The 26,925-nt window shown below is 72.5% G+C and carries 21 protein-coding genes; 8 read left to right on the top strand and 13 right to left on the bottom strand.

The genetic code is table 11. The features are described 5' to 3' along the window. Window positions 1-23 precede the first annotated feature (23 nt). Complete coding sequence (locus tag ACFW3L_RS09155; protein ID WP_378738104.1) at window positions 24-5,012, bottom strand: hypothetical protein; 4,989 nt, start codon at window positions 5,010-5,012, stop codon at window positions 24-26. 252 nt (window positions 5,013-5,264) lie between these two features. On the opposite strand from ACFW3L_RS09155, the gene ACFW3L_RS09160 reads away from it, so the two are divergent. Then, the gene (locus ACFW3L_RS09160; protein ID WP_378738106.1) at window positions 5,265-6,749 is read left to right on the top strand and encodes a hypothetical protein; all 1,485 of its coding nucleotides are present in this window, start codon (window positions 5,265-5,267) and stop codon (window positions 6,747-6,749) included. A gap of 10 nt (window positions 6,750-6,759) precedes the next feature. On the opposite strand, the gene ACFW3L_RS09165 is transcribed toward ACFW3L_RS09160, so the two are convergent. The 3 genes from ACFW3L_RS09165 to ACFW3L_RS09175 form a co-directional block, all read right to left on the bottom strand. After that, window positions 6,760-7,326: a hypothetical protein gene (locus tag ACFW3L_RS09165; RefSeq protein WP_378738108.1), complete on the bottom strand. Its 567-nt coding sequence runs from the start codon at window positions 7,324-7,326 to the stop codon at window positions 6,760-6,762. Between the two features lie 4 nt (window positions 7,327-7,330). Continuing rightward, on the bottom strand, window positions 7,331-8,854 hold the full coding sequence (locus ACFW3L_RS09170; protein WP_378738110.1) for a hypothetical protein: 1,524 nt from the start codon (window positions 8,852-8,854) through the stop codon (window positions 7,331-7,333). A gap of 118 nt (window positions 8,855-8,972) precedes the next feature. Continuing rightward, window positions 8,973-9,605 carry a YigZ family protein gene (locus tag ACFW3L_RS09175; protein WP_378738112.1) on the bottom strand — a complete coding sequence of 211 codons (633 nt, stop codon included), beginning with the start codon at window positions 9,603-9,605 and terminating at the stop codon, window positions 8,973-8,975. 276 nt (window positions 9,606-9,881) lie between these two features. On the opposite strand from ACFW3L_RS09175, the gene ACFW3L_RS09180 reads away from it, so the two are divergent. Continuing rightward, window positions 9,882-10,499: a superoxide dismutase family protein gene (locus tag ACFW3L_RS09180; RefSeq protein ID WP_378738114.1), complete on the top strand. Its 618-nt coding sequence runs from the start codon at window positions 9,882-9,884 to the stop codon at window positions 10,497-10,499. 26 nt (window positions 10,500-10,525) lie between these two features. On the opposite strand, the gene ACFW3L_RS09185 is transcribed toward ACFW3L_RS09180, so the two are convergent. Together ACFW3L_RS09185 and ACFW3L_RS09190 are read right to left on the bottom strand one after the other, a co-directional pair. Next, a complete protein-coding gene (locus ACFW3L_RS09185) occupies window positions 10,526-11,233 on the bottom strand; it encodes a YidC/Oxa1 family membrane protein insertase (RefSeq protein WP_378738116.1) in 708 nt (235 codons plus the stop codon). Window positions 11,234-11,328: 95 nt separating this feature from the next. Continuing rightward, window positions 11,329-11,628, bottom strand: a complete 300-nt coding sequence (locus ACFW3L_RS09190; RefSeq protein WP_378738118.1) for a DUF6412 domain-containing protein — start codon at window positions 11,626-11,628, stop codon at window positions 11,329-11,331. A gap of 246 nt (window positions 11,629-11,874) precedes the next feature. On the opposite strand from ACFW3L_RS09190, the gene ACFW3L_RS09195 reads away from it, so the two are divergent. Beyond that, window positions 11,875-12,183, top strand: coding sequence for a hypothetical protein (locus ACFW3L_RS09195; protein WP_378738120.1), 309 nt, complete (start codon window positions 11,875-11,877; stop codon window positions 12,181-12,183). Here ACFW3L_RS09195 and ACFW3L_RS09200 read toward each other — a convergent pair. After that, complete coding sequence (locus tag ACFW3L_RS09200) at window positions 12,180-13,103, bottom strand: sugar kinase (protein WP_378738122.1); 924 nt, start codon at window positions 13,101-13,103, stop codon at window positions 12,180-12,182. The two genes, ACFW3L_RS09195 and ACFW3L_RS09200, sit on opposite strands and share 4 nt — an antisense overlap. After that, a complete protein-coding gene (locus ACFW3L_RS09205) occupies window positions 13,100-14,698 on the bottom strand; it encodes an amidohydrolase family protein (protein ID WP_378738124.1) in 1,599 nt (532 codons plus the stop codon). The genes ACFW3L_RS09200 and ACFW3L_RS09205 overlap by 4 nt, the downstream gene beginning before the upstream one ends. Window positions 14,699-14,888: 190 nt before the next feature. Between ACFW3L_RS09205 and ACFW3L_RS09210 the strand changes: the two genes are divergently transcribed. Beyond that, the gene (locus ACFW3L_RS09210) at window positions 14,889-15,269 is read left to right on the top strand and encodes a RidA family protein (protein ID WP_378738126.1); all 381 of its coding nucleotides are present in this window, start codon (window positions 14,889-14,891) and stop codon (window positions 15,267-15,269) included. Between the two features lie 409 nt (window positions 15,270-15,678). On the opposite strand, the gene ACFW3L_RS09215 is transcribed toward ACFW3L_RS09210, so the two are convergent. Beyond that, window positions 15,679-16,329: a class I SAM-dependent methyltransferase gene (locus tag ACFW3L_RS09215; RefSeq protein WP_378738128.1), complete on the bottom strand. Its 651-nt coding sequence runs from the start codon at window positions 16,327-16,329 to the stop codon at window positions 15,679-15,681. A gap of 302 nt (window positions 16,330-16,631) precedes the next feature. Next, on the bottom strand, window positions 16,632-17,246 hold the full coding sequence (locus ACFW3L_RS09220; RefSeq protein WP_378738130.1) for a TetR/AcrR family transcriptional regulator: 615 nt from the start codon (window positions 17,244-17,246) through the stop codon (window positions 16,632-16,634). Window positions 17,247-17,439: 193 nt separating this feature from the next. Between ACFW3L_RS09220 and ACFW3L_RS09225 the strand changes: the two genes are divergently transcribed. Continuing rightward, window positions 17,440-19,140, top strand: a complete 1,701-nt coding sequence (locus tag ACFW3L_RS09225; RefSeq protein ID WP_378738132.1) for an MDR family MFS transporter — start codon at window positions 17,440-17,442, stop codon at window positions 19,138-19,140. 51 nt (window positions 19,141-19,191) lie between these two features. Here ACFW3L_RS09225 and ACFW3L_RS09230 read toward each other — a convergent pair whose 3' ends face one another. After that, the gene (locus ACFW3L_RS09230; protein WP_378738134.1) at window positions 19,192-19,641 is read right to left on the bottom strand and encodes a GNAT family N-acetyltransferase; all 450 of its coding nucleotides are present in this window, start codon (window positions 19,639-19,641) and stop codon (window positions 19,192-19,194) included. 144 nt (window positions 19,642-19,785) lie between these two features. Next, a complete protein-coding gene (locus tag ACFW3L_RS09235; RefSeq protein WP_378738323.1) occupies window positions 19,786-21,027 on the bottom strand; it encodes a cell division protein DivIVA in 1,242 nt (413 codons plus the stop codon). Between the two features lie 383 nt (window positions 21,028-21,410). Here ACFW3L_RS09235 and ACFW3L_RS09240 point away from each other — a divergent pair, with 383 nt between their 5' ends. The 3 genes from ACFW3L_RS09240 (at window position 21,411) to ACFW3L_RS09250 (ending at window position 23,955) form a co-directional block, all read left to right on the top strand. Beyond that, a complete protein-coding gene (locus ACFW3L_RS09240; RefSeq protein ID WP_378738136.1) occupies window positions 21,411-21,974 on the top strand; it encodes a gamma carbonic anhydrase family protein in 564 nt (187 codons plus the stop codon). Window positions 21,975-22,520: 546 nt separating this feature from the next. After that, a complete protein-coding gene (locus tag ACFW3L_RS09245) occupies window positions 22,521-23,036 on the top strand; it encodes a hypothetical protein (protein WP_378738138.1) in 516 nt (171 codons plus the stop codon). Window positions 23,037-23,202: 166 nt separating this feature from the next. After that, on the top strand, window positions 23,203-23,955 hold the full coding sequence (locus tag ACFW3L_RS09250; protein ID WP_378738140.1) for a hypothetical protein: 753 nt from the start codon (window positions 23,203-23,205) through the stop codon (window positions 23,953-23,955). A gap of 208 nt (window positions 23,956-24,163) precedes the next feature. Here the strand turns inward: ACFW3L_RS09250 and ACFW3L_RS09255 are convergent, their stop codons facing one another. Next, complete coding sequence (locus ACFW3L_RS09255; RefSeq protein ID WP_378738143.1) at window positions 24,164-26,848, bottom strand: sensor histidine kinase; 2,685 nt, start codon at window positions 26,846-26,848, stop codon at window positions 24,164-24,166. Window positions 26,849-26,925: the final 77 nt, after the last annotated feature.

A 26,925-nucleotide genomic window follows, 5' to 3' on the forward strand; every position in this document is an offset into this window, starting at 1 on the left:
GGTCCCGGGGGGCCTGGTCCGGCTCACTCCTCGACGTCCTTCCTCAGGCCCCTGATGTGGTCGAGGTCCATGTCGTACAGCTCCGCGAGTCTGGCCTCGACCGCCACCAGTTCCCGCTCGGCGGCGGCGACGAAGCTGTCCAGCCACCGCGCCTCGTCGGGCGGCAGGCCCTCCCGGGATCGCTCGATTTCGGCCCTGGCCGCGTCGGAGAGCAGACCGTCGAGCACCGCGCGCTGCTTCTCGAGCTCCTGGCCGTCCAGGAAGTCCTCCTCGCGCTCTTCCAGGTACGCGTCGCGGAGGTTGTTGCGCATGGCCTGGTGGCTCAGCTCCAGCGGGAGATTGGGGAGGCCGTCGGCGCCCCCGTACCTGCCCTCGGCCGCCGCCTTGGGGATCGCCGTGCCGAGCTGCATGAAGGACTGCACGACGTAGCTGGGGTTGGGCATGCCGTCGGGTCCGAAGGCGATGCCGTCCGAGATCCAGTCCCAGCCCGTCGCCTCGGCCGCGAAGTGGCGGGCGAAGTCGAAGCCCGTCCCGGTGGCCACGTTGAGGATGTTCTTCAGCAGCTCCAAGGGGATCGCTTCGAGGGCCGCCCTCCGGGTGTCCCGGAGCGTGGTGACCGGATCGGAGCCCGGACGTTCCGGCCCCTGGGAGTCACGCCTGTCCCCTCCGCCGGAGGCGGTGTCGTCGCCGTCCCGCTGGGGGGCGCCGTTACCGTCGTCCGTCCTCGGAGCGGTGCGCGCGCCGTCCCGGTCAGGGCGGGCCGGGCCGCCGTCGGGCCCGGAACCCGGGATGTCCACCCGGTGCTGTACCCCGTCCGGTGCCGTGACGCGGACGTGTCCCTCGGTGACGCGCAGCTCGGGGCCGCCGCCGGAGTCGACACGCACCCCGCCCCGGGCGTCCCTGACCGTGGTTCCGCTGGAGACGTCGGTGACCTCGGCGCGGCCGGAGGCCGACCGGGTGCCCGAGACGTTCCCGCCGGACTCGAACCGGATCTGGTCGGGCGAGACCAACGGGTCACGCAGCCGGGGCCACCGGCCGTTCCCCGTGTGGATCGGATTCTGCACACCGGGCCCACCGGGCCTGGCCGTCACCTCGATGCTCTGTTCACCGTTGCTGCCGCGCGTTCCCTCGGGGCCGGTCGACACCTCCCACGCGTCGGAGTCGCGACCGGTGCCCCGCGCCGTCAGGCCGTCGGAGCCGACCTCCACGGTCCGGTCGCCGGAGCTCACGGTGCCGGGTTCCCGGCCCGGGCGCATCGTCGTGTGGACCCCGTCGCCCCCGGCCCGGACGCTCGTCCCCTCGCTCGTGGAGACGGAGGACTCGTGCGTGGTGCTCTCCCCGAACGGGGGTCGTTGTTCGCTGTCGCTCCTGGTCTCGGCCACCCTCTCGCCCGGGACGGCGCTGCCCTCGTCCGTGCGCGCGGTCGTGGTGGCCTCTCCGTCGGTCACCCGCACCCGGTCGCCGTCGGTGTCGCCCCTGAGCCCCTCGGGCCCGGAGACGCTGAGCCGTCCGCCGCCGTTGTCGGCCCGGTGGCTCCCGTCCCTGGTGTTCACCGCCACGGAGCCGTCACCTCGACGCGTCACCTCCAGGGAGTTCTCCCTTCCCCCGGGTGCCGCCACGCTCACGTCTCCGTCCTGGGAGGCACGCGCCGACCAGCCGTAGGGGTTCTCGACGCGCAACGCGGGGGCCGCTCCAGGGCCGTCGCCGCCGCGTCCCGGTTCGATCGTCACGCTGGTGAGCGTGCGGCCGTCCGGGGAGCCGATCACCAGGGAGGGTGTGCCGGTGGCCGGGTTCAGGGGCAGACTCGGGTACGTCTCGCCTTGGACGGGCCTTCCGTCCATGTCGTAGGTCCGCTGTCGGCCGCCGTCGACCACCCGAATCGCACTCGTTCCCTGGTGGTCCACGATCTGGACCCGGGAGCCGTGGTCGAAGCTGACCTGCCCGGGCTCCGCGGTGACGTTCCCGGACCTGAACACGGGGCGGGTGCCGCCCTGGCCGTCGTCCACCTGCCGGAGGGTGGCGTCGTTCCCCTCCCCGAACGTGGACGACCGGAGGTCGATGCCGCCGTCCGCGCGGATCTCGGCGCTGGAGGGGCCGCCCCTGACGCTGCCGGTGCCGTCCTGGCGTAGCGCGAAGTCCACGGCCCGGTCCGCGTGGGACAGGTGTGCCGAGTCGGGCCGGACCTCGGCGCGGGCTCCACCCGACGTGACGCGGACCGTCCCGTCGGCGCGGTCGAAGCCGTGCGAGCCGCCGCCGGGGACGTCGACCCGGTAGCCGTCGACCCCGACCTCGGCGCTTCTGCCCGTGGTCGGATCCGTCGCGTGGGAACGCGGAGGACGTCCCGTGCTGTCGGCGGCGCCCCGGGTGACGTCGGGTCCGCTGCCGTTGGTTCGCAGGTCAGCGGGGCCGTCGCCGGTGTGGCTGACCCGCAGACCGTCCGCGTCCCGGCGGACGGTGAGGCCGTCCCCGGTGCGGACCTCGCTGCCGTTCGGGTCCCGGGAGACGGAGACGTCCCCGTCGCTCGTGGAGACCGTCAGCTCACCGTCCCGGTAGGAGGCACGCCCCCTGCCGCCGGGGCCGGTCACCTCCAGGTCGCCCACGCGGATCGTGCCGTCCCGTTGGGCACGGACCGACGAGCCGTCCGCCGAGGACATGTCGAACCCGCGCCCGGTGCTCCGCACGCTGGTGCCGTTGACGTCGACACCGTCACGGGTCACGTTCATGGTGAAGTCCGAGCCGCCCTCGCGGGTGGCCGGGTAGCGGTAGGCGGTGTTCTGCTCCCCGTCGGCTCCGCGCGTCGTGGTGAACTCGCCCTGGCCGTTGGTACGGGTGTGGGTGACGACCGGGCCGCCCTGCGGGGAGGCACCGGAACCGTCACCACGTGGGGCGTCGGGGGCCGGAGTGTCCTCACCGCGCTGGCGGGGCTCGGCCTCGCCGGGCGCCCGTTCCGGGGTCCGCTGCTCCGCCGTGTTCGCGTGCTGGTCGCCGTCGCGCGGCGCGGGGTGCGACTCGTGCGACCCCGGGGTCCTCGGGGCGCCTTCGTCGGGGCGCGCCCCTGCCGGAGTGGAGGTGCCGGGTTGACCGTCGCGGTTCCCGGGCGCCAGGTTCACTTCGCCCGGCTCCTCGATCCGGGCCCGAGGGGAGGCGGGCGGCTGGGGCGTGTTCGCGCCGCCACGGGACGGGGGCACCGGAGCGAACTCCTCCCTGGGTTCGCTGCTGGGGCCTCGCCCGGCCTGGCTCTCTCCGGAGTCACGCGGAGCCGGTCCGTCGCTGTCGGCGGGGGTCTCGCTCGCGTCGCCCGTGTTGGACGGCCTTCCGTCCGGACCGTCCGGGACCGCGGAGGCGTTCGTGGAACCGGCTTCCGGCCCCACGGGACCGGGCGCTGTTTCCGGATCATGGGAGCGGGTCGAGGCGGCGCCCACGTCCTCGTTCCCCGACAGGACCGAAGCACCGTCGCCCCCGCCCGCGTTGCTCAGGGGAGCCGGACCGCTCTCCCCCAGGCCACCGTTCACCTCCGGGGCGCGGGACTCCGATACCCCACCCGGAGCGGGACCACCGTCCCCGTTCGGACCGCTCTCCCCCAGGCCACCGTTCACCTCCGGGGCGCGGGACTCCGATACCCCACCCGGAGCGGGACCACCGTCCCCATTCGGGCCGCTGTTGTGGACCGCCGCCGGGTTCTGGGCACCCTCGCCGCCACCACCGCCCACGGCACCGGGAGCGGATACGACGTCCGCCTCCGGCGACGCCTCTCCGGTACGGCCCTCGCCGGTGGCGGGGCCGCTCTCGCCGGTGTCGCCCCCTCCGCCGGAGCCCTGGGTTCCGGCCGGGTCCGCCCCACCGGCCCCTGTCGCCGGGTCGGGCCCCCCGCCGTCGGAGCCCCCGCTCCCGGAACCGCCACCGAGGAAGTTGGGCAGCGAGCCGTTGTCCGCGAGCACCCCGACGGTGGAACCGGCGGCGCTGGTCCCGACAGCGGTCAGGGCCTCATTGGTCCAGTTGATGTCGCTGAGGCTCTTGCCCTCACCCGCGACCTGCACCGTGACCGACGAGGCCATGCTGGCCGCGCTGTCCTTGGTGATACTCGTCGCGATCTTCCCGCCCGTGGTGTTGGCCGCCCGTTTCACCGTGGCGGGAACCGCACGGCTGGCGCCGCTGCGGACCGAGGAGGCGGCCCGGCTCACGCCACCCGCCACACGACCGGGAACGCGGGTGGCCGTCGCACCGGCCACCCTGCTGACCGCGCGTCCACCGCGCAGCAGGGCACCGCCGGGAATCAGGGAGATCGCGTCCATGCCCAGGGTGAACAGCGACTCCCGGTTGAAGCCGAGCTTGCCCTCCTTGTGCAGCGATGCGGCGCTGATCGCGAGGACGGTCAGGGCCAGGGCGATACCGAGTCCGGGAATGAAGATGGCCGCCAGACCCGCGACGACCATGGCCACCGCGTACAGCAGCGGGTTGTCCTCGACCCACGTGACGATCTTGTCCAGCCAGCCCCACAGCTTGCGCGGACTGCCCTGTTTGGCCTCTTCCAGGGCGTCGGCGCACTCCCGGGCGGCCTCGTCCATGTCGTTGAGGACACTCGTGAGCCTGGTGATGAACGCGTCCCGCTCGGGGTCCTCACCGTCGACCTTCTTCTTCCAGGCGTCCGTGTCCTCCAGCGCGTTGTAGGCCGCGGCTGCCTGGCGAACGATGGCCGCGCTGTCCTGGCGGGCCGTTCCGAGGGAGATCTCCCACTTGTCGAGGGCCTTGTAACCCTTCTCGTAGGCCTCCTGGGCCTTGTCGAGGTGTTTGGGCAGCTCGTTGACGAGCTCCTTGAGAGCCGAGACGGTGTCGCCCTCGCCCAGTGAGTCGCCTTCGAGGCGCCGCATGTCGGCCGCGGCCTGTTCGGCCGCGTCCGACAGCTTCTCGTAGAACTTGCTCAGGGAGCTGACATCACTCGTTCGCCACGGAACGGGGTCCTCGGGGCGGTCGAGCAGGTCCCACTGGAGGTACTCACGAGGTTGTTTGGCCACGTCCCGAGGTACTCGCTTTCCAGGTCCGACAGGGCACCGTCGTGTTCACCGCACGGGCAGGGGCAAGAACATCCGGGTGTTCACAGGGCTCGGGGGCGTTGGGCACCGCGCGAGTCCGACATCATAGACTCCCACCCCCATGAGTTAACAGATGCACCGGAAGCCCTCCGAGTTCCCGCGAACCGGGAGGAGACTTTCCGCATCATCTCCTCCGGGCGAACCACCAGTGATGACGGCAACGGGAGAGAGCGAGTGAACCTGACAGCGGCGGCACGACCCCTCGAAGCACGGTCGGCGGCGACGCGGACGGTCCGCACCGCCTCCACCCTCGTCGTCGGTACCTCCCTGGTCGCGGTCCTCCTGTCCGCGCTGGGCGCGGCCCCGGCCGGAGCGGACACCACGGGCACCTACGACATGTGCCCGCAGGTCTACTACTACGTGGTGCCGGAGGGCTCCCCCGGGCTGGAGGCGATCGCCGACCTCATCCTGGACGACCCGGAACGCGCCGACGAGATCCACGAACTCAACGTGGGCCGCACCCAGTCGGACGGCCAGGCCCTGGGCGAGGACCGCGCGGTCCAGACGGACTGGCGACTGGTGGTCCCCTTCGACTCCGGCGGCGACGGCGTCTACGAGGGCCGCGACCCCCTGTGCGTGGTCGCGGTGGACCAGGCCAACGCCCAGGGCGTGGCCCCGCCGAGTCCGCACCCGGCGCCTCCCGCCTACTCCCCGCCGCCCGAGGAGGAACCGTCGGCGCAGGAGGGTGAGGTCACCGACGTCACCCCGCAGGACGACAAGCCCAAGATCGACCCGCGCCTCCTCGCGGCCGGTGCGGCGGGACTCATCCTGCTGACCCTGCTGACGCTGTTCTGGCAGCCGATCGGCCGGGCCGTCGCCTGGCCGTTCCGGAAGATCGCCGCGCTCCCCTGGCGCAGGCCCCGCAAGCCCCGCTCGGCTCGGATCGCCGCCGCGACGCGTCGGCGCCGGGCCGCGACCGAGCGCGTCACGGCCGATCCCGACGCGGTCCACCGCGCGGGAGGCGCCCACGCGGACCTCCTCGGAGCGCCCGCCGAGATCCCCGCCCGGCCCGTGGCGATCCTGACCACGCCCGGGGAGACGACCGCGATCGTCCCCGCCGGGGCGACCCCTCCCGCCACCTCGTGGCGGGTCGTGGACACCACGACCTGGCGCTACGCGCGCGGTGCGGGGTCCTCGGGCCCGCTCAACTTCGCCGCGTCCACCCACACGATGGTCCGCCCCGTGGTCAACGGGGTCCTGGCGTGCCTGGGCACCCTGGAGGACGGGGACGCACTGGTCCACGTCGACCTCACCCGGGTCCGCGGCCTGCTGGCGGTGGGCGGCGATCGCACGGTCGCCGCCGACGCGGTGCGCGTGGTCGCGGACGCGCTCCACGCCAAGGGCCTGACGATGCGGGTCCTGAAGTCGGGTCAGCCGCTGCACACCGTGGTCCCCGCCGCGCTGCCGGACCTGACCGTCCCGGATCCCGTCCAGGGCCTGGAGCACAGCCCCGAGCACCCGCTCGTGGTGGTCGTGCCGCGTCCGCTGGGGACGTCGGACGAACACGTGCTCGCCAACATCCCTCCGAACACCCTCGTGGTGGGGACCGGGGAGTCGGTGCACGCGCGCTGGCAGTGGGAGGCCCACGAGGACGGCACCCTCGACACCGGGGCGCTCGGTCTCCGGGTGGTCCTGCGAATGCCCGAACGCCGCCAGTGAACGGGCCCCGTCAGCCCGGATCCGTGGTGCGCTCCTCGCGCCGGACCTCCCGGACGCGGCCGTAGCGGACGGCCTCGAAGGGGAAGGGGACGCGTGTCGCCCCCGGGTCCATGCCCTCGGCGAGCAGCGCCCGGACGAGTGCGTCGGGGGTGTCGGTGCGGGCGGTGACGTACCGGCCGTCCCGGCAGACGATCTCGACGCCGTCCCCCGCGCGGGCGTTGGTCAGGTTGAACCGGCTCGGGCGCCACACGTGGCGGCCCTCGAGGCGGGCCCAGCCGACGTAGGCGATCTCGTCGGTCCGGAGCCCGACGCCGCGACGGCCCGCGTGGATCTCCAGCACTCCGCTCGCGACCCTCATGCGGACGCTGGAGACGTACACGAGCGCCCCGCCGATGACGGCCGCGAGGAACAGCACCGCGAGGAGGGGCCACCAGAACGGCCCCTCGTCCACGACGAGGACGCCGGTGCCGACCACCGCGATCGCGGGGCCGACCACCATGCCCGCGATCCGCAGCACCGGGTTGGTGACGACGCTCCGCTCGTACCCGGGGCGGGCGTCGGGTGTGCGGTCGTCCACCGGATCAGCTGGCCTCGTCGGACGGGGCGGGTGACTCGGCGTCCTCCGGGTCCTCTGGAGGTTCGGACCCCTCCGCGTCCTCGTCCGCCTCGGGGTCCTCTGGTTCCGGGCCGACGACGAAGCGCTGCCGGTCCTGGACGAGGATGGCGTGGCCGGTGTCGGTGATCGCCTCCACGTAGGCGGAGAGCTCGTCCCCGACCACGTCCATGGTCTGCGCGTCCAGCACCAGCTGGAGGTCGCCGTCCTCGTTGGAGCGTGAGTCCCCGTAGACCAGGCCGCCGTGGGCGAAGGCCGGCGAGATCGAACCGTCGTCCTCCTCCAGGCCCCAGCGGACCTCGCCGCGGACCAGGTCGACCGCGACCATGGTGGCCTCACCGCTGGCCTGCGACAACAGGAGGGTTCCGGTGGCGGAGTCGTACAGGAGCCCGGGGACGCCCGCTTCGTCGAAGTGCTGCGAGACCGGGTTGGTGCCCGCCTCCTCCAGGGTCCACAGCGGCTCGCCGTCCACGGTGTCGTGGGCGGAGAGCACCGAGGGCGCCTCGGGCTGGGCCCAGCGCAGCAGTATCGTCGCCGGGACGTCCTCGTCCGCCCGGTCCTCCTCGTCCTCGTCCTCGTTCTCCGCGCCCTCGTCCTCCGCGCCGTCCTCGGGCTCCGGGGCGGGGAACACCCCGAGGATCTGGGGGAGGGGGACGGGTGCGGTGGCGGGCAGTCCCAGCTCCTCGTCGCTGGCCGCCACCGACCACAGGAGTTCGCCCGCGTCCTCGGGATCGAGCGAGTGGGCGCGCAGGACGGAGTCCCCGGAGTCCAGCAGGACGGTGTCGTCCCAGGCGGCCACCGGGACGCCCAGGCGTTCCGGGTCGTCCGCGCTGGCCTCGGTGTCCTCCGGAGCGGTCTCGTCGTCGTCCTCGTCCGTCTCGGCGTCCTCGGGTTCGGTGTCCTCCGGTTCGGGCTCGAAGGTGTAGGACCACAGTTCCGCGCCCTCGGCGTCCAGCACCGAGAAGTCGCCGTGGGGCTCCTCCGAGCTCCACTCGGCCGGGCGGCGCACCGCGACGCCGTCCAGGTAGAGGTCGCCCTCCTCCGCCGGTTCCCAGAGCCGCTGCCCTTCGGCGTCCAGGACGAAGGGGGTGTCGTCCGTGTCGGTCATGAGCAGGACGGTCTCGCCCCCGGAGTCGGTGTCGAACCCCCGGAAGCGCGCCTCGCCCTCCCAGAGGGTGTCGCCGGTGGCGGCGTCCTGGAGCAGGTGCCGGTCCTCACCGCCGGAGCTGATCAGGAAGGCAGCGCCGACCGGGCTGATCCGCACGCCCAGGGGGTCGTCGAGGATGTCGTGGGAGCCCGCGTCCTCACCGTGCAGGGGGCGCAGGACCTCGCCCTCGATGCCGGGGGGCAGCTCTCCCTCGAACTCCGTGGGGATCGGAGGGGGCTCCTCCTCCGGTGCGGGGGCGGGCGGCTCCGGATCACCGGTGCAACCCGCGACCAGCAGCGCCGCAAGGCCACAGGTCAGCGCCTGAAGCACCCGTGAGCTGCGCATTGACGGTATCTCCCCACGAAACGATGACGTTTACGGCAAATCCTAAGCCGGGGAGCGGCCAGGTGGATACACGGTGCCGACCACTCGTTACGGGCCTGTGAGCGCGCCGCTCCCGGGCTCAGGAGCCGGGTTCGGGCTCCACCTCGATGGTGGTGACACCCCTCACCTCGAACTCGGCCCGGCCTCCGGTCAGCTCCGCGAGGCGGACCTCGAAGCCGGGCAGGTCGGCCTCCGGCAGTGCCACCTGGATCCGGACCCGGTCCTCGTAGGCGACCTCCCGGACGGTGGTCGAGGAGTCGCGCAGGTCGCTCTCCAGCCGCCCGCCGAGGACGTAGTCGGCGAACACGTCCACCACCAGGAGCTGGCGCCGCTCCAGCAGACCGAACTCCTCGACGGCGGCGGACACCGCGTTGCCGTAGGCCCGGATGAGCCCGCCAGCGCCCAGCTTGGTGCCGCCGAAGTACCGGGTGACCACCGCGACGGTGTCGGTGATCCGCCGATGGCGGAGCACCTCCAGCATGGGCACCCCGGCGGTGCCGCCCGGCTCGCCGTCGTCGCTGGACCGCTGGACCCCACCGTCGTCACCCAGGACGTAGGCGGTGCAGTTGTGGTTCGCGCTCCAGTGCTGCTTACGGCGTTCGGCGATGAACGCGCGGGCGGCGTCCTCGTCGTCCACCCTGGCCATGGCGCAGATGAACCGGGACTTCCTGATCTCGATCTCGTGTTCGCCGCCGCGCTTGATCGTTCTCATGTCGCCTGTTCAGAAGGGTTCGTGGTGGGACGCACCAGTCTGCCATCCCCGAAGGGGCCGACCTTCCCCGCCCGCACTGCTGGTACGGTCCCCTCACCGGAGGGGCCCCAGGAGCGCGCCGGGAGCCCCACAGGGGCGTCGGGCGCGCGGTCGCGCCCTCACGGGGGCGGCGCCGACCCTCCGAGCACACCACAGTTGCCGCACTCGGCGTTATCTGACATGCACTTTGGGTAACGTTGCGGACAGCCACAGCACTGATCACCGGGGAGTCCCGACATGCGCACCACGCCACCCTCCGTCGGTCTGGTCCTGACCGCCCTTCTCGTCACCGGGTGCGCCCAGGGCGCCCCCTCCACCAGTGACGGAGCGGCCGCCACGGACAACCCCGCCGCCCAGCCGACCACCTCCCCGAGCGTGACCGCCTCGATCTTCCTCCCGCCGGGCGAGAGCGCCGGGGCGATCACCTACGACGAGACCGCGGTCCCCGAGGGGGCCACCGCGGACGTCCAGGTCCGCGTCCAGGACGGTTCCACGTTCGTGCAGTTCACCGGGACCGGCCTGGAGGCGGACCGGGACTTCGGCGCCCACGTGCACACCCGCCCGTGCGGTGACGAACCCGCCGACGCCGGTCCGCACTACCAGAACGAGGTGGACCCGGCGGCGACCGAGGACGAGCCCTCCACCGACCCCGACTACGCCAACCACGAGAACGAGGTCTGGCTGGACATGACCACCGACGGAAGCGGCAACGCCTTCGTCACCTCGACGGTGGACTGGGAGTTCCGCGAGGGCGAGGCGCACTCCCTGGTGCTGCACGACGAGCACACCTCCACCCACGAGGGGCACGCGGGCACCGCCGGGGACCGCCTCGCCTGCGTGACCGTCGAGTTCTGACGGCCGGGGCGGCCCCGGGGCGGGGATCAGTCCGGCAGCACCCTGCGCAGCACCACCTTCTCCGCGAGCGCCCAGGCCGTGGAGGCGAACAGGTAGATCCCGGCGGCCAGGGGCACGAACGCCGCGATGACCACGGTCGTGAACTGCATGTACGACAGTGCCGCCAACATCGGGGGCTGCCCGGGGTTGTCCCGCATCATCGGCAACACCACGTAGCGGCGGTTGGCCCAGGCCACCAGGGCCAGGAGCACCAGCAGTGCGGCGAAGACCGGGGGGACGAGGACCCCCTCGAGACTGGTGACCAGGGTGGAGCCGAGTTCGATCCCGCCGAAGGTGTGCGCGAGCAGCGGCTCCTCCCCTGGTCCGGCTCCGATGAACAGCCCGTACAGGGCCACGACCAAAGGGATCTGCACGAGGCCGGGCAGGCAGCCCGCCAACGGCGAGGTACCCGCCTCGGTGTAGACCTTGCGCTGTTCCGCGAGCATCCGCTCGGGGTTCTTCCCGTGGCGCTTGGTGATCTCCGCGAGCCGGGGCGCGATCCGGGCGCGCTGCTTCTCCGCGCGTACCTGGGCCACCCCCAGCGGCAGGAGCAGGAGGCGCACGGCGACGGTCAGGCCGACGATCGCCAGTCCGGCGGCCGTGGCCCCGGCGAGCGGGGTGAGTGTGGTGGTGAGGGCGGCGAGGACCGCCGAGAGCATGCTGATGACGGCCGCGATCGGCCCGAAGGTGTACAAGGTCGGGACCCTTCGTCTGGGTGGGAAGTTCAGACGTCAGGCCGCTCGGAGCCGAGCCACGGCGGTACGCGCGCGGGGGCGCGTCCGGGCGTGGGTCAGCGAGCGGCCGGAAGGGCCGCGCCGGGGGCTCGGGGACGCGGTCTGCCCGCCGCGTCGGGGTCGCACAGGGTGAGGACGGGGAGCTTCCTGGCTCTGCGGCGCATCGCGTGCGCCGTCCCGGTGGCGGTGTCGCCCACCGGCCACAGGGCCGTGCCGCGCAGGGCCAGCCAGGTCAGGGCCGCGCCGACCGCCACTACCAGCAGGGTCAGGGCACCGCTCTCCCCACCGGGGAGCGGGAGGTCGACCGGGAGGAAGCCGAGGGCGAGGAACTCGAAGAACGGCAGCAGGTACTGCACGCGCGCCCTCCCTTCCCGTCCGTTGCCCCCATCCTATCCAGCCCTCCACCAGGTCGACAGGGGCCCGTTCACCCTGTGGAGAAATCCGCCGACACTCCGCCGTGGCTCCCCACCTTTCGCGTGATCCTGTAGCTAAATGACACAGAGTAACCATCTCCGCACTCGGCAGCGCCCTTCGGTGCCCGTCCGCGTCTCCAGTACCTGTGCCTCAAGGGCTCGCGCGAGCCCGGTGAAAAGGGGAATCCCGTGCCGATCCGCCCTGCCAACCTCGCCACCATGTCCGCGACCATCGCCGGAGCCATCTCCGGGATGGCCAGCAAGGAGGAGACCGCCCCGGTGCGGGTCACCTTCGAGTCCGGCCACGAGCAGAACGTGGAGAACGGCGGCTGCCGTGTCCTGGAGACCGGCCAGGGCGGGGTGGTCGAGATCGAGGGCGAGTCCCGGTTCGCACTCTTCGCGGGCACCAGCTGCCAGGGCAGCCGCACCCTGGCCTCCGGTCAGGGCTCCGTCCGCTTCGGCACCCCGGTCCTGGCCGGGGCCATCGTGATCGGCTAGCCGTCCGACGCGCGGATGCGGGCGACCTCGTCCGGGACCCGTTCGAGGGTGTCGCCGCGGGAGCGCAGCACCTCCCCCGCCGTGACGTGTCCCAGGCTCAGCCGACGCTCCGGGGGGAGTCCGTCGAGCAGGCCCGACAGGTAACCGGCGGCGAAGGCGTCACCGGCGCCGACCTCCTCCACCACCTCCACGGACGGGGCGGGCACGAACACCGTGTCCGCCCCGTCGAAGCTCGTCGCCCCGTGTTCGGCGTCCTTGACCACCAGGGTCGGCACCTCCGGGAGGACCGCCCGGACGTCCTCCACGGCCGGGGTGCCCCACAGGCGTTCAGCCTCGTCACGGCCGACGAACACCACGTCGGCGCGGCGGGCCAGGTCCAGCAGCACCGGCCCGGCCTCCCGGGCGTCCCAGAGGGCGGGCCGGTGGTTGACGTCGAAGCAGCGCAGCGCGCCGTTGCCGGACCGCCGGTCGAGGAGGTCCCGGACCAGCGCGGCGGCGCGTGAGGACAGCGCGGGGGTGATCCCGGACAGGTGCACCAGCCGGGGCCCCCGGGACCACACCTTCTCCCCGTCCACCACGGACATCATCGACGCGGCCGAACCCCTCCGGTAGTAGAGGACCCCCGCGCCGCCGGGAGCGGTGTCCTTCACGTAGAGGCCGGTGGGCAGGTCCGGGTCCACCTCGACTCCGCGCACGTCCACCCCGCAGCGGGCGACGGCGTCGGTGACCATCCGCCCGAAGGGGTCCGCGCCCACCCGGCTCACCCAGGCGGCGCGGTGGCCGAGCCGGGCCAGCGCCATCGCCACGTTGGACTCGGCGCCGCCGGTGCCCACCGTCAGGCGGGCGTCCTCGGCCAGGGCCTCGGGTGAGGTGAGCACCGCCATGGTCTCCCCCACGCAGACCGCGTCGATCCGGGTCATCGGGCGTTCCTCCGAACGGATCGGCCGGGGAGGCGGTCGGTGCGGCGCCCGTCCCGGACGGTGAACTCTCCGGCGATCAGGACGTGCTCGATGCCCACGGGGGTCTGCCGGGGTTCCTCGTAGGTGGCGGGTGAGTTCACGGTGTCGGGGTCGAACACGGCGAGGTCCGCCAGGGCGCCGACCTGGATGAACCCCCGGTCGGTGAGGCCGAGCCGCTGGGCGGGACGTGAGGTGAGGTGGCGGACGCACTCCTCCAGGCTGAGCAGGCCCAGTTCCCGCACGTAGTGGCCGAGGTAGCGGGGGAAGGTGCCCCAGCCGCGCGGGTGGGGCCGTTCCCCGACGAGGATGCCGTCGCTGCCCGCCGTGTGCGCGCCGTGGCGCATGATCGTGCGGATGTTCTCCTCGTTCCCGACCTGGAGCAGGCACCCGCTGCGCAGCTCGTCCGCGATCAGCAGGTCGACGAAGACCTTCCCCGGAGCCTCGTCGCGGTCCCGGGCGAGGTCCGAGACGGAGGAACCCACCGCCCAGGACAGCGCGGGGTCGGCGGTCCCGGTGACCACGAGGGCGGTCCAGTCCATGGGGACGCCGTGGTTGCCGTCCGTGCCCACCTCCTCCACCTCACGCAGGATCCGGTTCCGGGTGGCGGGGTCGCGCAGGCGGGCGAGCGTGGCGGCGGTCCCGCCCTCCTGTGCCCAGGAGGGCAGCGGCGCCGCGAGGTAGGTGGCGCTGGCCCGGTAGGGGTAGGTGTCGAGGGTGACGTCCAGGCCGTAGCGGACGGTGGCCTCGTCGATGGCGTCGAGCACCTCGGGGGCGCGGCCCCGGTTCTGCGGAAAGTTCACGTGGCAGTGAGCGAGGTGGAGGGGCACGTGGGCGCGGCGGGCCACCTCCAGGCACTCCTGGTAGGACTCCACCACGCGCGACCCGTAGTTGCGGTGGTGGGGGCAGTAGTAGCCGCCCGCCGCGCGGACGGGTTCGAGGAGGGCGACGATCTCGTCGTCGCTGGCGTACATGCCGGGGGTGTAGGTGAGTCCGGCGGAGAGCCCGTGCGCCCCCTGGGCCATGCCCCGGGCCACCATCGCGCGCATGCGGTCGATCTCGGCCTCGGTGGCGGGCCGGTCGTCGTCGCCCACGACCGCCATGCGGACGTTGCCCTGCGGGACCAGGTAGGCGGCGTTGGTCGGGGACCCGCGGTCGATCAGGTCGAGGTACTCACCGACCCCGCGCCAGGAGTGGTCGAGGTCGGGCGTCCCGTTCCAGGCGGCGATCCGCTCGCGGATGGGATCGACGGTGGCGTCGGTGACGGGCGCGTAGCCGAGCCCGTCCTGGCCGAGCACCTCCAGGGTGACGCCCTGGAGGACCTTGGCCTCGTGGGCGGGGTCCGCGAGCAGGGCGAGGTCGGAGTGGGCGTGCATGTCCACGAACCCCGGAGAGACGGCGAGGCCGGACACGTCGACGACCTCACCGGTGGTCCTGGCGCTCCCGGGTGGGACGATGTGGGTGACGCGGCCGTCGCTCAGGACCAGGTCCGCGAGGCGGGAGGGCCCGCCGGAGCCGTCGATCACCCGACCTCCGGCGAGTACGGTCTCGGGCTGCACTGTTCCTCCGTTCGGGGTCCCCGACACCCGTTCGGCGGTTCCGCCGTCGGAGGGTCGGTGTGGCCCAAGATACGCTTCAGGAAAGAGAATTGGTAACTTTGTTGCCAATAAATGTGTTCGCGGGCCGCCCGCGTGACCGCACGATCCCGGGCGCGCACGGGAGCACGCGAGACCCGACCGAAGGAGACGCATGTCCAAGAAGGCGGTCCAGACCGACAAGGCCCCCGTTCCCGCCGGTGCCTACAGCCAGGGCGTCGTGGCGGGCGGTTTCCTGTACACGGCCGGGTTCGGCCCGCAGGACCCCGCGACCGGCCGGGTGGCGCCGACCGTGGGCGAGCAGACCGCGCAGGTGCTCGCCAACGTCGCCGCCGTGCTCGCGGAGCACGGGCTGACGCTGGACGACGTCGTGAAGTCCACGGTCCACCTGGAGAACCTCAAGGCGGACTTCCCGGAGTTCAACGCGGTCTACGAAGAGCACTTCACCGCCCCCTACCCGGTCCGCACCACCGTGGGATCGGACCTGGCCAACATCCTGGTCGAGATCGACGTCGTCGCCAAGCTCCGCGACTGACCGGCCCGGCTCGGGCCGCTTCCCGGTCGTGTCCCGAGCGCGTCCCGGCCCCGCCCGCCGTGGCCCGTGGCCCGGCGGGCACTCCCGGGCACGCACCAGGCCGACCGGCCGCCCCCGACATCGGCTCCCCGGGGGCGGCCGGTCCCCCTCCCGCCCCCGGCCAGCCCGGACCGGCACCGGTCCGCCCCGGGCGGACGAGCTCCGAGCGGCCCTGGGGAGCGGCGTCGTGGACGCTCTCGACGGAAGAGACGGAGCCGCCACCCAGGCGAGCGGCCGTCTCCCCTACTGTGCGCCGCTTCACGGGCTCCGCGGCCTCGCACGGCGCGGCCGGGTTCCGCTGTCCGATCCTCATCGGCGCGGTGAGAGGCGGCCTGGTGTCGCGGGCGCGGGACGATCCAGGAGACACGATCTAGGCCCGGCGGCGCGCCCGCACCACGAGGTCGTGGACGACGTAGATGGTCCCGTCGATGGCCTGTTCCGAGGGACGCGCCTCGTTGACGAGCACGTCCCACTCCCCCTCGGTGAGCGCTGCGGTCACCGCGTCACCCTCGTAGAACAGCTCCGGGTACGGCGGACGCGGCACCCCCGTCTCCAGGTCACTGGGGTGGTGGGCCACCACCAGGAGCTCCCCGCCGGGCGCCACCGCGGCCGCCAGGTCCGCGAACAACAGCGCCCGGGGGTTCGGGTAGAGGTGCATGTACTGGACCGTGACCAGCTCGTACTGGGGGGACGGCGGGGCCCAGCGGGTCACGTCCGCGCGCAGCCAGGTGATCCGCTCCGCCACTCCCGCGCCCGCCTCCGCGGCGTGTGCCGCCGCGCGGTCCAGCGCCACCGACGAGATGTCGACCGCGGTCACCCGCCAGCCACGGGCCGCCAGCCACAGGGCGTCCGCGCCCTCACCGGCCCCGACGTCCAGCGCCCTCCCGGGCCTGGCCCCCTCGATCTCGGTGACCAGGTGCCGGTTGGGCCGCCCGCTCCAGATCCGTTCGCTGGAGCGGTAGCGCTCGTTCCAGAACTCCTCGTCCATCTCCTCGGACAGGGAACCGTACTCGTCGGCCATGTGTCGACCACCTCCGTACCCAACTCTGCTCAGCCGGACGCGGTGAAGCGAGTTGCCTTGCCGAACCGGCAACGGAGTCCTCGAAAGGGGTGGAGAAGCCGGGCCGCAATTTCACATAAACCACAGAACTCGGCCCGCTTCTCATGAATCCCACCGACCGTCCGCCAACCCCCGGTGGTACCCGTGCCACCGGCCAGGACGCGCCCCCGCTCCTCCTCTGCCTGGGAGGACGGGGGCGCCTCGGGGGCGGCGCGACTCGGGGCGAGGGCGGCTTGGAGGCGGGGCGGCGCGGCCCCAACCAATCAGGAGCCCTCGGGCTCCGGTTCGTCGAAGTCCTTCAGGCAGAGCTCCAGCAGGGCCAGGACCCGCTCCTTGAGCTGTTCGCGGTCGTGGGCTCTCAGCGCCGTCGCCCCCTCCACACGGCGCACCCTGCCCACTCCCAGCAGGACGGCCGCGACCAGCGAGGCGTGCACGCGGGCGTCCGGTCCGCCCAAGTAGACCGCGAGCGGGTCGATCAGCGCGCTCTTGAGACGCCCCTGGTAGACGGACTGGAGGTCGGGGTCCCCGGCGGAGTCGTCCAGTGACAGCTGCAACGGGGTGCCCTCACCGTGCAGGCGGCCGACGGAGTGTTCGGCCAGCCGCACCGTCAGGTCCTCCGGGGCGCCCTCCTCGATGAGCCGGGGGAAGACGCCGTCCTCACGCAGGATCTCGGTGAGGAGACCGGCCTTGGAGCCGAAGTAGCGGTTGATGAGTGCGACGTTCACCCCCGCGTGCGAGGCGATCTTGCGCGAGGAGACCGCACCGTACCCCTCACTGGTGAACAGTGTCTTGGCGCTGGCGAGAATGCGCTCCCGGGTCGCCTCACGGCCACGCGTCGGCGCCTCCGCGCCGGTTCCGGTCTCTTCCGGACGCTCCATCTGCACACCCCTTGGTGGCCGCGAATCTGGCTTTCAGTACTCCAGGTTGACACCTGGGTACACCCCACGCATACCGGAAGCATTGGAGAGATACCGATTTGACAGGTCAACAGCGTTTACATATACCTGACGTGGATGCTTGCCCCCGGTGTGCTTGCCGTGGGGCTTTCGTGCGTCCGGAATCGGGGGCCTCATGGAACAGTCAGCACAAGGGACATCCACCGTCCGGGGCTCCTCCCCCGGAACCGCCCCCCAGGACCTCCCGGCCGCCCCCGGACCCCTTCCCGAACCCGCGACCGAGTACCCCCCGCGCCAGGTCGTGCGGCGCATCATGGTCGGCCTGGTCCTGGCGATGCTCACCTCGATGCTCACCAACTCGATCATCGGCACCGCGCTGCCCACGATCATGGGCGAACTCGGCGGGCAGGACCGGCTGGCCTGGGTGGCGACCGCCGCCCTGCTGACCATGACCGCCTCCACCCCCGTGTGGGGCAAGCTCTCGGACATCTGGGGGCGCAAGCTCCTCTTCCAGATCGCCCTCGGCGTCTTCATCGTCGCCTCGCTCGCGGCCGGGTTCGCGCAGGACATCAACTGGCTGATCGCCGCCCGGGCGCTCCAGGGCCTCGGGGTCGGAGGTCTGGCCACGCTGCCCAACATCATCCTCGGCGACGTCGTCTCGCCCCGTGAGCGCGGCCGCTACAGCGGCCTGATCGGCATGGTGTTCGGCGTCTCCACCGTGCTCGGACCGCTGGTCGGCGGCTTCCTGGTGGACAGCCCCCTCGGCTGGCGCTGGTGCTTCCTCATCACCGTCCCGCTCGCCGTGGTGGCCTTCGGCGTCATCCAGTTCATGTTCCGCATGCCCTTCACCCCGCGCCACCGGCCCACCGTGGACTGGTTGGGCGCGGGGCTGATCTTCAGCGCCGCCAGCACGGTGATCGTCCTGCTCAGCCTGGGCGGCACCCAGATCCCCTGGAACTCCGTGCCCGCGTACGCCATGGGCGCCGCCTCGGTGCTGCTGACCGTCGCCGCCGTCCTGGTCGAGCGCCGCGCCAAGGAGCCGATCATCCCCACCCGCCTGTTCCGCGACCGCACGTTCGTGCTGGCCTCGGCGGGCTCCGTCACCGTGGGCATGATGATGTTCGGCCTCATCATCTACATGCCGCAGTTCCTCCAGATGGTGCACGGCATGTCCCCGACCGTCTCCGGGCTGATGACCCTGCCGCTGGTGGGCTCGTTCCTGCTCACCTCGATCGGCTCCGGCTTCGCGATCAGCGGGACCGGCCGGTGGAAGGCCTACACCGTCGTCGGCATGGCGCTGTGCGTGGTCGGGTTCACGGTGCTGAGCCTGAACCAGTTCGACACCGGTCTGACCACGGTGGTCGTGGGGCAGATGCTGGTGGGCCTCGGGTTCGGCCTCAACATGCAGATCCTGCTGCTGGCCACCCAGAGCTCGCTGCCGGTGAAGGACCTGGCCTCCGGGACGGCCTCGGTCACCTTCTTCCGCAACCTGGGCGGAGCCATGGGCGTGGCCGCCTTCGGCGCGGTCATGGTGAGCCGCCTCAACGCGGAACTCGCCTCGGCCGCGACCGCCGCGCAGGAGGCGCTGGCCCTGGACACCGCCAACGGCACCGACTCGGGCGCCCTGGATCTGACGGTGGGTCTGGAGCAGGCGGCCGAGTCCGCGCAGGGCTCACCCGAGCTGGTGCACTCGCTGCCCGGCCCCGTGCGCGACGTGGTCGTGGGCGCCTTCGACCACGCCATGCAGGGCGTGTTCGTGGCCGGTATCCCCATCGCCGCGCTGGGTCTGCTCGCGGTCTCGTTCATGAAGGGCGTGCCGCTGCGCGGCGGCGGGCCGAAGCGGGCCGCCCGGCGCTCGGAGGCCGCCGAAGGGTAGCGAGCCGGGGTCACGGGGCACGGGGTCACGGGCCGGGTTCGGCGCCGGAGCTCAGAGGTAGCGGCGGAAACCCGCGGCGGAGCTGTCGAAGCCCAGGGCGGCGTAGAAGCGGTGCGCTCCCTGGCGGCTCTCGTGCGAGAGCAGCTCGATCTTGTAGCAGCTCGCGTGCGCGGCGCGGTCCACCGCGTCCTCCATGAGCGCCCGGCCGATGCCCTGGAGTCTGGTGTCGGGGTCGACGACGAGGTTGTCCACCACCGCCCAGGGCTGGGCGTCATGGGTCAGGTTGGCCACCACCAACAGGTCCAGGGTCCCGATGATCTGGCCCCGGCGCTCCGCCACCAGCACGGTGCGGTCGGGGTCGTTCTCCATACGGGTCCAGGCGCGTACGGCGGCGGAGGACATGCGAACATGAGCGCTCTGCGTGTGGGTGGTGTCACCGAGTTCGCGCAGGAGACGCAGGATCGCACCGAGGTCGGACCGTATGGCCGCGCGGATAATCATGGCTGTCGGCATCGTAGCCGACAGCCTGCGACAAGGCGGACGTCACCCTACAACTGACCACAAAACACCAAGGGCGGGACTGGCTGGTCCCGCCCTCGTGACGCACCCTCCGAGCACCCGAAGGGAACCCGGTCCGGTGCGGAGTCAGGGCTTGCGGATGACCCGCACGCCCTCGTCGTTCACGGGCGGCTGCTGCGCGCCCTCGGGGCGACGGTACACGCCGGTGATCCCCGGGTCACCCCCGGCGTCGGCGGGGGGAGCCGCCGGAGCCTGCTGTGGACCGCTCGACTGGTGCGGCTGCCCCGGGGCCGGGGCGTCGAAGCGGGCACCCTGCGGGGGCTGCGGAGCGGCCGGCCTGGGCTCACCGCCCTTGCCCTCGTCCTGCTTCGGAGCCTGCTGCGCCTCGGGCCTGGGAGCGTCCTGCTGACCCTGATCGGGCTTCGGGAGCGGCTGGATGCGCACGGTGGCCTGGTCCGGCTCCTGCTGGAGCGGGGGAAGCTTGGTGGTGGCCTCCTCCTTGTGCTCCGGCTGGGCGGCGGGCTTGGGCGCCTCGGGAGCCTTGCCCTCCGCAGCCTTGGCCTCGGGGGCCTTCGCCTCCGCGGCCTTGGCGGCCTCCGGGGCCTTGCCCTCGGGAGCCCGGTTCTCGGGCTTGACGGCCGGCTTCGGCCGCACGGGGTTCTGCTGGCCCGGGTTCTGCTGGCCCTGGGGAGCCTCGGCCGGAGCGGACACCATCTCCTCGCGGGACAGACCGGTCTCCAGGGCACCCGCCTTGTCCTCGGCCGTGACCAGGTCGGCCAGCGTGGAGTGCATGTCCTTCAGTCGGCGCAGCGCCTCGGCGTGCGTGGCCGTCAGCGTGGCCAGGCGGCGGTCGGCCGTGTCGTGGATCTTCTTGGCGCGGGCCTCGGCCTCGCTCAGGCGGCGGTCGCCCTCCTGCTTGGCCTGCTCACGGAGCTGGTCCGCCTCCTTCTTGGCCCCGCCCACCATCTCGTTGGCCTCGGAACGCGCGGCGGAGACGATCCGCTCGGCGTGCTCCTCGGAGTCCTTGCGGTGCTTGGCGACCTCTTCCTGGGCCTTCTTCTGGGCCTCCTTCACCTCGGTCTCGACCCGGGAGCGACGCTCCTTGGCCTCCTCCTCGGCGATGCGGAGGATCTCCGCCATGCGCTCGCTGATCTGCTCGTGCTCAGGCTTGACCTGGGCCTTCTCGCGGGCGATCGCGAGGTCGCGCTTGTACTGCTCCAGCTCGTCGTCCATACGCTGGAGACGTTCGCGGAGGTCCTTGAACTGATTGTCCATTCGGACGTAGTAGTCGTCGACGTGCGCCTTGTCGTAGCCACCCTTGCGCACCGTCGGAAACCGGTCTTGTTGCAGTCCGCCGCCCGGCAACATATCGCTCATGTGCCTTTCATGTCCTTGTACACCGTTGCTGCGCGTCGCAGATGGTGAGAGATGGTGAGAGTCGCCCGTACCCGTGTGACGCCGGAGCACCCGTCGGACCGTTCGGTCTGGCTCGCCCGCGGATGCCCCCGTGGAGCTCCGGCTCGGCCCGATGAGGGGCACCGGCCGAGAGCGGAGCGTGACGCCGTGGGCACCGTCCAAACGACCAAGGTAGGCACGCGCTGCGCCACGGCGTCAAGAGCCGTGACAGGCACATCGCCGTGCGGACCCTGGTCACGTTCTTACTAAGGTATGCGCGATCATCCCCGTACGGGGGCGTAGCGGTCAACTTCCTGCCCTCCGACCCCAGGGGACCCCAGCGAGAGGACCCACGTATGGACAGCGCGACCGACGGACCCGCCATGGAACCGCGCCCGGAGGCCAGGATCGGCAGTGCTCCCTTCGGTGAGCCGGAGATCCATCCCACAGCCTGGATCGCCCCGGGAGCCGTGGTGGTGGGACGTGTTCGGCTGGGTGCCGAGAGCAGTGTCTGGTACGGGTCGGTCCTGCGTGCCGACACCGAGGACATCGTGGTCGGTGAGCGGGTCAACATCCAGGACCAGTGCGGACTCCACTCCGACCCGGGCCAGCCCGCCGTCCTGCACGACGACGTCAGCCTGGGGCACAAGGCGATGGTGCACGGCGCCGTCGTGGAGGAGGGGGCGCTCATCGGCATCGGCGCCATCGTCCTCGGCGGGGCGAGGGTCGGCCGGGGGGCGCTGGTCGCCGCCGGGTCGCTGGTCGCGCCGGGCAAGGTCGTCCCGCCGAACACCCTGTGGGCCGGACTCCCCGGCAAGGTCGTCCGGGAGCTGAACGACGACGACCGCCTCGTGCTGGAGCACACTCCCACCGCCTACGCCGCCTACGCCGTCCAGCACCAGGACGTCATCTGGCGCTGACTCACGACGGGCCCGGAGCGGGACGTGCCGCCTCACCATGGGCCCGGGCGGCGGGAGGTACCGCCTCACCATGGGCCCCGGCAGACGCGGGGCACCGACACCCCAGCGGTCCGCGACGCGTCTCACGGATCGACGGGCCCGGGGCGGGACGTGCCTCCTCGCCATGGGCCCGGGCGGCGGGAGGTGCCACTCACGACGGAGCCTCACGACCCGTGACGGGGCCCGGCACGTGCGAGTGCCGCGTACCGGGCCCCGGTTCCACACGTGAGGAGGCCGCCGGAGCGGCGGTCGGCACCCCGGCCGACCGTGACTCGCATGGGGGAGGCCCCCGCTTCCCCTCCCCCCAAGGGGATGTGGGTCACTGGCTAACCCGGATGAGCCCGCCACTGGCCCACAAGAGTCATGCGCTCCGGGGTCCGACAGCCGTAGCCTGGAACTCCTCTCTCCTTGTGGGATCGGTTCCGTCGCGCCGCGCCCGCATCGCCCCGGCGCGCGGGGCGAACGTCCTGTCCTGCGACCACGGGTGTGCCCGGGAGGTGAGTGGTGGTGAACGGCCTGGGTCTGGAAGACCGGCTCCACGACCACGTCGCGCTGGACGAGATCGAGCTGTACGCGGAGGTCCTCATCGCGGTGGCCGACACCGACCGCCAGCTCAGTCCCGCCGAGATCGACCGCGCGCTGGGCCTGACCCGGACTCCCCTGGCCAGCGGCACCGTGGCCCCGCCACCCGATGGCGACGGCGTCCGTGAGACCGATGACGCCGGGAACCCTCCGGTCTCGACGTCCGAAACCACCTCACCCGACGGGAGCCACCCGCAGGGGGCTCCGAGTCCCCGCGAACCCGCTCCCAGCAGGACGAAACGACCGTGTGGCGGGGACGCCCCGGACACACCGTCCGAAACCAGGTACGCGGGACCGGTACCTCCGGCCCGTGACGGCCATCGCCCGCCCACCTTCGTCCTCCCCGTCCACGGCGCGGTCCCGGACGGCGCGTCGGCCTCGCGTCCGCTGTGCGACGTGGTCCTGCCGCACTTCGTGCCCTGGCGCGCCTGGCACCTCTGAGCTCACACCCGCCCCCGAAGCACCACTCGTCTCCGTTTCGGAAACCGAACCGTCCAGAATCGGCCTGATCTGGCCACGTTCATCCCGCTCCGCGCCGACTCGTACTGGGTACTGCCCCTGTTGGGCCTCAGCCCACAGAACGGCCAGCAGCCCCTCAGGAGCCGAGATGCACGCAGGACCCGACAGGCCGGAACGCGAGGTCGAGCGCTCGGACCCACGCGCCCCCGCGGACCGCCCTCCTCGCCGTGTCGAGCGCGAACCCGACAACGCGCGCCGCGTCACCCTCACCATCGCGCTCGTGGTGACCTTCCTGTTCCTCCTGGTCACGGCCGGAGGCATCGGGTGGTTCCTGTCCGGCGCCGACGGGGACGGCTCGGGAACCCGGGACGACGCCGCCTCCGACGACACCGCCGAGGAGTCGGAACCGACCACCGGATCCGGTCCGCCGCCCGGCGGGGAGGGCTCCGTCACCGACTCCAGGTCGGGACTGGCCTACGTCCTGCCCGGTGAGGGGTGGGCCCGGCTCGGAGACGACCAGGTTCCGGCGGAGTACTCCTCGTACACCGTGTTCGGATCCGAGGACGATCCGGACGCCATGATCGTCACCGGCACCGAGGAGCTCGGCCCGCTGGAACCCATCGCGGCCACCGGGCTGTCCCTGGCCACGGAGATGGCCGGGGAACTGGTCACCGGGGGCGCGGACCTGCGGATCGAGCCCTCCGAGGAGACCACCCTGGACGACCGTCCCGCCTTCGGCGCCACCCTGGGCGATCCCTCCGACGGGAACGGCTACGGCCGGTTCCTGGTGGTCCAGGTGACCGACGACCGGGGCGCGTTCATGCTCGGACTCAACACCAGCGGCGACGAGGAGGCCACGGCGGGGATCGACGCCGCCTTCGACACCCTGGGCACCGTCTGACCCCACGCCCCCCGGACGTTCCGCGGCGCCCCGGTCCAGGGCGCCGCGGGACAGGGGAACCGCGAGAGGAGGCCACTGAGCAGGGGATCCGCGCGGGACCGGTGACCCCGCTGAACCGGGTCACCCAAGCGGGACACGGGACCGGGACCGCGAGACGCGGCGACCCAGGAGGCAGGCGACCGCGAGGCACGGGGATCCGTGCGGACGGTCAGAACGGGATCACGGCGCGGAGCAGGAACCCGCCGTCCCTGGTCCTGGCCCTGGACAGGGTTCCGCCGACCAGGGCGACCCGCTCGGAGAGCCCCGCCAGCCCGCTGCCGTCGCCTCCCCCGGACGTCTCGTCCTTCGCGCTGTCGTTGTGCACCTCCACCACCAGGCCCCGTGACACGTTCGTTCCGTCCCGCGTGAGCCGGAAGCTGATCTGGCACTCCTCCGCGTCGCTGTGCCGCATCACGTTCGTGCCGCCTTCGCGGACCACCCAGGCGGCCAGACCGGCGACCTTCGGCGGCAGCTCCAGCCCTTCCAGGCCGGTGACCACGGTCCGCGTCCCGCCCGAGTCCAGGACCGCGCCGACCGCCGCCACCTCACCCTCCAGGTCCGCCTCCCGGTCACCGCTCACCGCGGAACGCATCTGCTGGAGCGCCTGGACGGCCAGCCCCTGGACCTCGGTCATCTCACTGACGGCGCGGTCCGGGGCCCGGTCCACGAGTCGTCCGGCCAGCTGCGCCTTGACCGCCAGCGCGGAGAGGCTGTGTCCCAGCAGGTCGTGCATGTCCCGGGCGAAGCGGAGCCGCTCCTGGGTGACCGCCAGCTGGGCACTGGCCCGCTGCCCGGCCACCGCCTCGCGGCTGATGTCCCACAGCCAGATGGTGCCGAAGGTGCTCAGGGCGAGGCCGACGGCCACGATGACCGCGACGAACCAGAGCAGCCCGTAGACGAACGGGTTGACTCCGTTCGGCGCGAAGAAGGGGCCGAAGGTCGGGATCAGCAGCAGGGGCGAGAGCAGCAGCAGCGCGCTGACCACCGCGCCGGGCCAACGGGTGGTGAAGAAGATCCCGGTGCCCCACCAGGCTCCGATCATGATCAGCACCACGGGCGGGTTGTTCAGGAACACCGCGCTCAGTAGGAGCAGCCCCACGGAGATCCACCAGAGTCGCGGGCTGGGCCGCCGGTTGCCGTCGACCCGCTCCCGGAGCAGCCGGATGAGCAGGCACGCGACCACCACGGTGAGCAGCCCGCCGACGACCGAGCTCCAGAGCGGCAGGCCGAACTCGGAGCTCAGGCGCAGGTCCATGAGGGCCAGTCCCACGATCATCACGCTGTTGAACCCGATCAGGCCCATGATGATGCGTCGGGAGAACCGGACCCGCCGGTCGTTGGCCATGTCGCTGAGCAGCTCCGGGTCGTCCACCGGGGACGGAGCTCCGTCCGTGCCGGAGGCCTCCGGCACGGACGCCACCGGCACCCGCCCGGCGGCGACCGGTGTGAGCGGGTCCGCGCCGTTCCCACCCGCGCCGTTCCCTCCCGCACCGGTCGCTTCGCGGACCGGTTCCGCGAGGGGCAGAGCCGCGCGGAGCAGGAAACCGCCGTCGTCCGTCCGCGCCGCCGTCAACGTTCCCCCGGCCCCGGCGATCCGTTCGGCGAGTCCGGCCAGCCCGCTGTCGGACCCGACCCCGCCCGGGACGGACTCCCGCGCCCGGTCGTTGGCCAGTTCCACGACCAGTTCCCCGTGGCCCGGCCCGGGCACCACGGTGAAGGTGATCCGGCACCGCTGGGCACGGCTGTGCCGCAGGACGTTGGTGCCGCCCTCCCGCACCACCCACGCGGCCAGGGCGGACGTGTCCGCCGGAAGACGGAGGTCGGCAAGCCCGGAGACCGTCGTGAAGGTGCCGTTGGCCTCCAGGACGGCGCGGACCGAACCCACCTCCGCGTCGAGATCGATGTCCCGGTAGCCGCGGACCACCGAGCGCACCTGTCTCAGCGTGGCCCGCGCCAGCTCGTGGACCTGGCCGATCTCCCGCTTCGCCGTCTCCGGATCGCTCCGGACGTTCCGCACGGCGCCCCCGGCACCGAGCCGCAGGGCGTCGAGCCGGTGCCGGAGCAGCTCCCGGATCTCGTTGGTGAAGCGCAGCCGCTCCCCGTCCACCGCCAGCCGCGCGCGGGCCTGCTGGCCCTCCGTCACCTGCCGGATGCCGTCCCACAACCAGACCGTGTAAAGACAACCGAGCCACAGGAACCCCGCCCAGAGGAGCATGAGCAGGCCGTGCCCCAGGAGACTGGAGGAGAAGCCCAGGTACCCGGTGAGGCCGTCCGAGCCCGGGAGCAGAGGGGTCCTGATCGGGCTGATCAGAGCGCCCACCGCCGTCACCACGAGGGCCCCCGCCAGGAGGCGCAGCAGGTCCCTCCGCGAGGTCAGGAAGGCGACCAGCACCCCGGCCGAGGCACCCACCGCGAGGGCGCTCGGGGTGTGCCACAGGAAGAGGCACAGGACCAGGAGCAGCGCGACGGTGTTCCGGAACAGGTTCCGGTCGGGCCTTGGTCTGCCGTCCAGTCGGTCCCGGATCATCCGGATCATCGCCAGGGCGCACAGCACCGAGGCGACGAACAGGGCGACGGTCCGGACCACGGCCAGCACCAGGACGTACGTGGGCTGCCCGGAGAGGATGTCGCTGGCGTGGGCGAGGTCCACCACGAGCCCGCTCCCGGCCCAGAAGGGGACCAGGAACGGGAACGCCGCCATGCTCCACAGGCAGTACAGCCGGGCTCTGCGGATCCTCCGGGCGAAACCCGGGCTCATCCCCGACGACCCGGGCGCCTCCGCGCCCCGCACCGGGGACGCCGTGGCGGCTCCGGGCCCCGCCACGGACGCCACGCGCCCGCTCCGTTCCACCACGTCCGCCTCCCCGCGTCTGGCACCGGCTTCCAACGTAAGGCCGACACGACCCCCCGAAGCCGTTGTCCACAGGCCGG

Source organism: Nocardiopsis sp. NPDC058789 (assembly GCF_042745575.1).
Taxonomy (GTDB): Bacteria; Actinomycetota; Actinomycetes; order Streptosporangiales; family Streptosporangiaceae; genus Nocardiopsis; species Nocardiopsis eucommiae.

Bases quoted from the DNA above. Each gene is read 5' to 3' on its own strand.
- ACFW3L_RS09170 (WP_378738110.1), bottom strand. From the start codon at position 8,854: ATGCGCAGCTCACGGGTGCTTCAGGCGCTGACCTGTGGCCTTGCGGCG.
- ACFW3L_RS09175 (WP_378738112.1), bottom strand. From the start codon at position 9,605: ATGAGAACGATCAAGCGCGGCGGCGAACACGAGATCGAGATCAGGAAG.
- ACFW3L_RS09180 (WP_378738114.1), top strand. From the start codon at position 9,882: ATGCGCACCACGCCACCCTCCGTCGGTCTGGTCCTGACCGCCCTTCTC.
- ACFW3L_RS09200 (WP_378738122.1), bottom strand. From the start codon at position 13,103: ATGACCCGGATCGACGCGGTCTGCGTGGGGGAGACCATGGCGGTGCTC.
- ACFW3L_RS09210 (WP_378738126.1), top strand. From the start codon at position 14,889: ATGTCCAAGAAGGCGGTCCAGACCGACAAGGCCCCCGTTCCCGCCGGT.
- ACFW3L_RS09215 (WP_378738128.1), bottom strand. From the start codon at position 16,329: ATGGCCGACGAGTACGGTTCCCTGTCCGAGGAGATGGACGAGGAGTTC.
- ACFW3L_RS09220 (WP_378738130.1), bottom strand. From the start codon at position 17,246: ATGGAGCGTCCGGAAGAGACCGGAACCGGCGCGGAGGCGCCGACGCGT.
- ACFW3L_RS09225 (WP_378738132.1), top strand. From the start codon at position 17,440: ATGGAACAGTCAGCACAAGGGACATCCACCGTCCGGGGCTCCTCCCCC.
- ACFW3L_RS09230 (WP_378738134.1), bottom strand. From the start codon at position 19,641: ATGATTATCCGCGCGGCCATACGGTCCGACCTCGGTGCGATCCTGCGT.
- ACFW3L_RS09235 (WP_378738323.1), bottom strand. From the start codon at position 21,027: ATGTTGCCGGGCGGCGGACTGCAACAAGACCGGTTTCCGACGGTGCGC.
- ACFW3L_RS09240 (WP_378738136.1), top strand. From the start codon at position 21,411: ATGGACAGCGCGACCGACGGACCCGCCATGGAACCGCGCCCGGAGGCC.
- ACFW3L_RS09250 (WP_378738140.1), top strand. From the start codon at position 23,203: ATGCACGCAGGACCCGACAGGCCGGAACGCGAGGTCGAGCGCTCGGAC.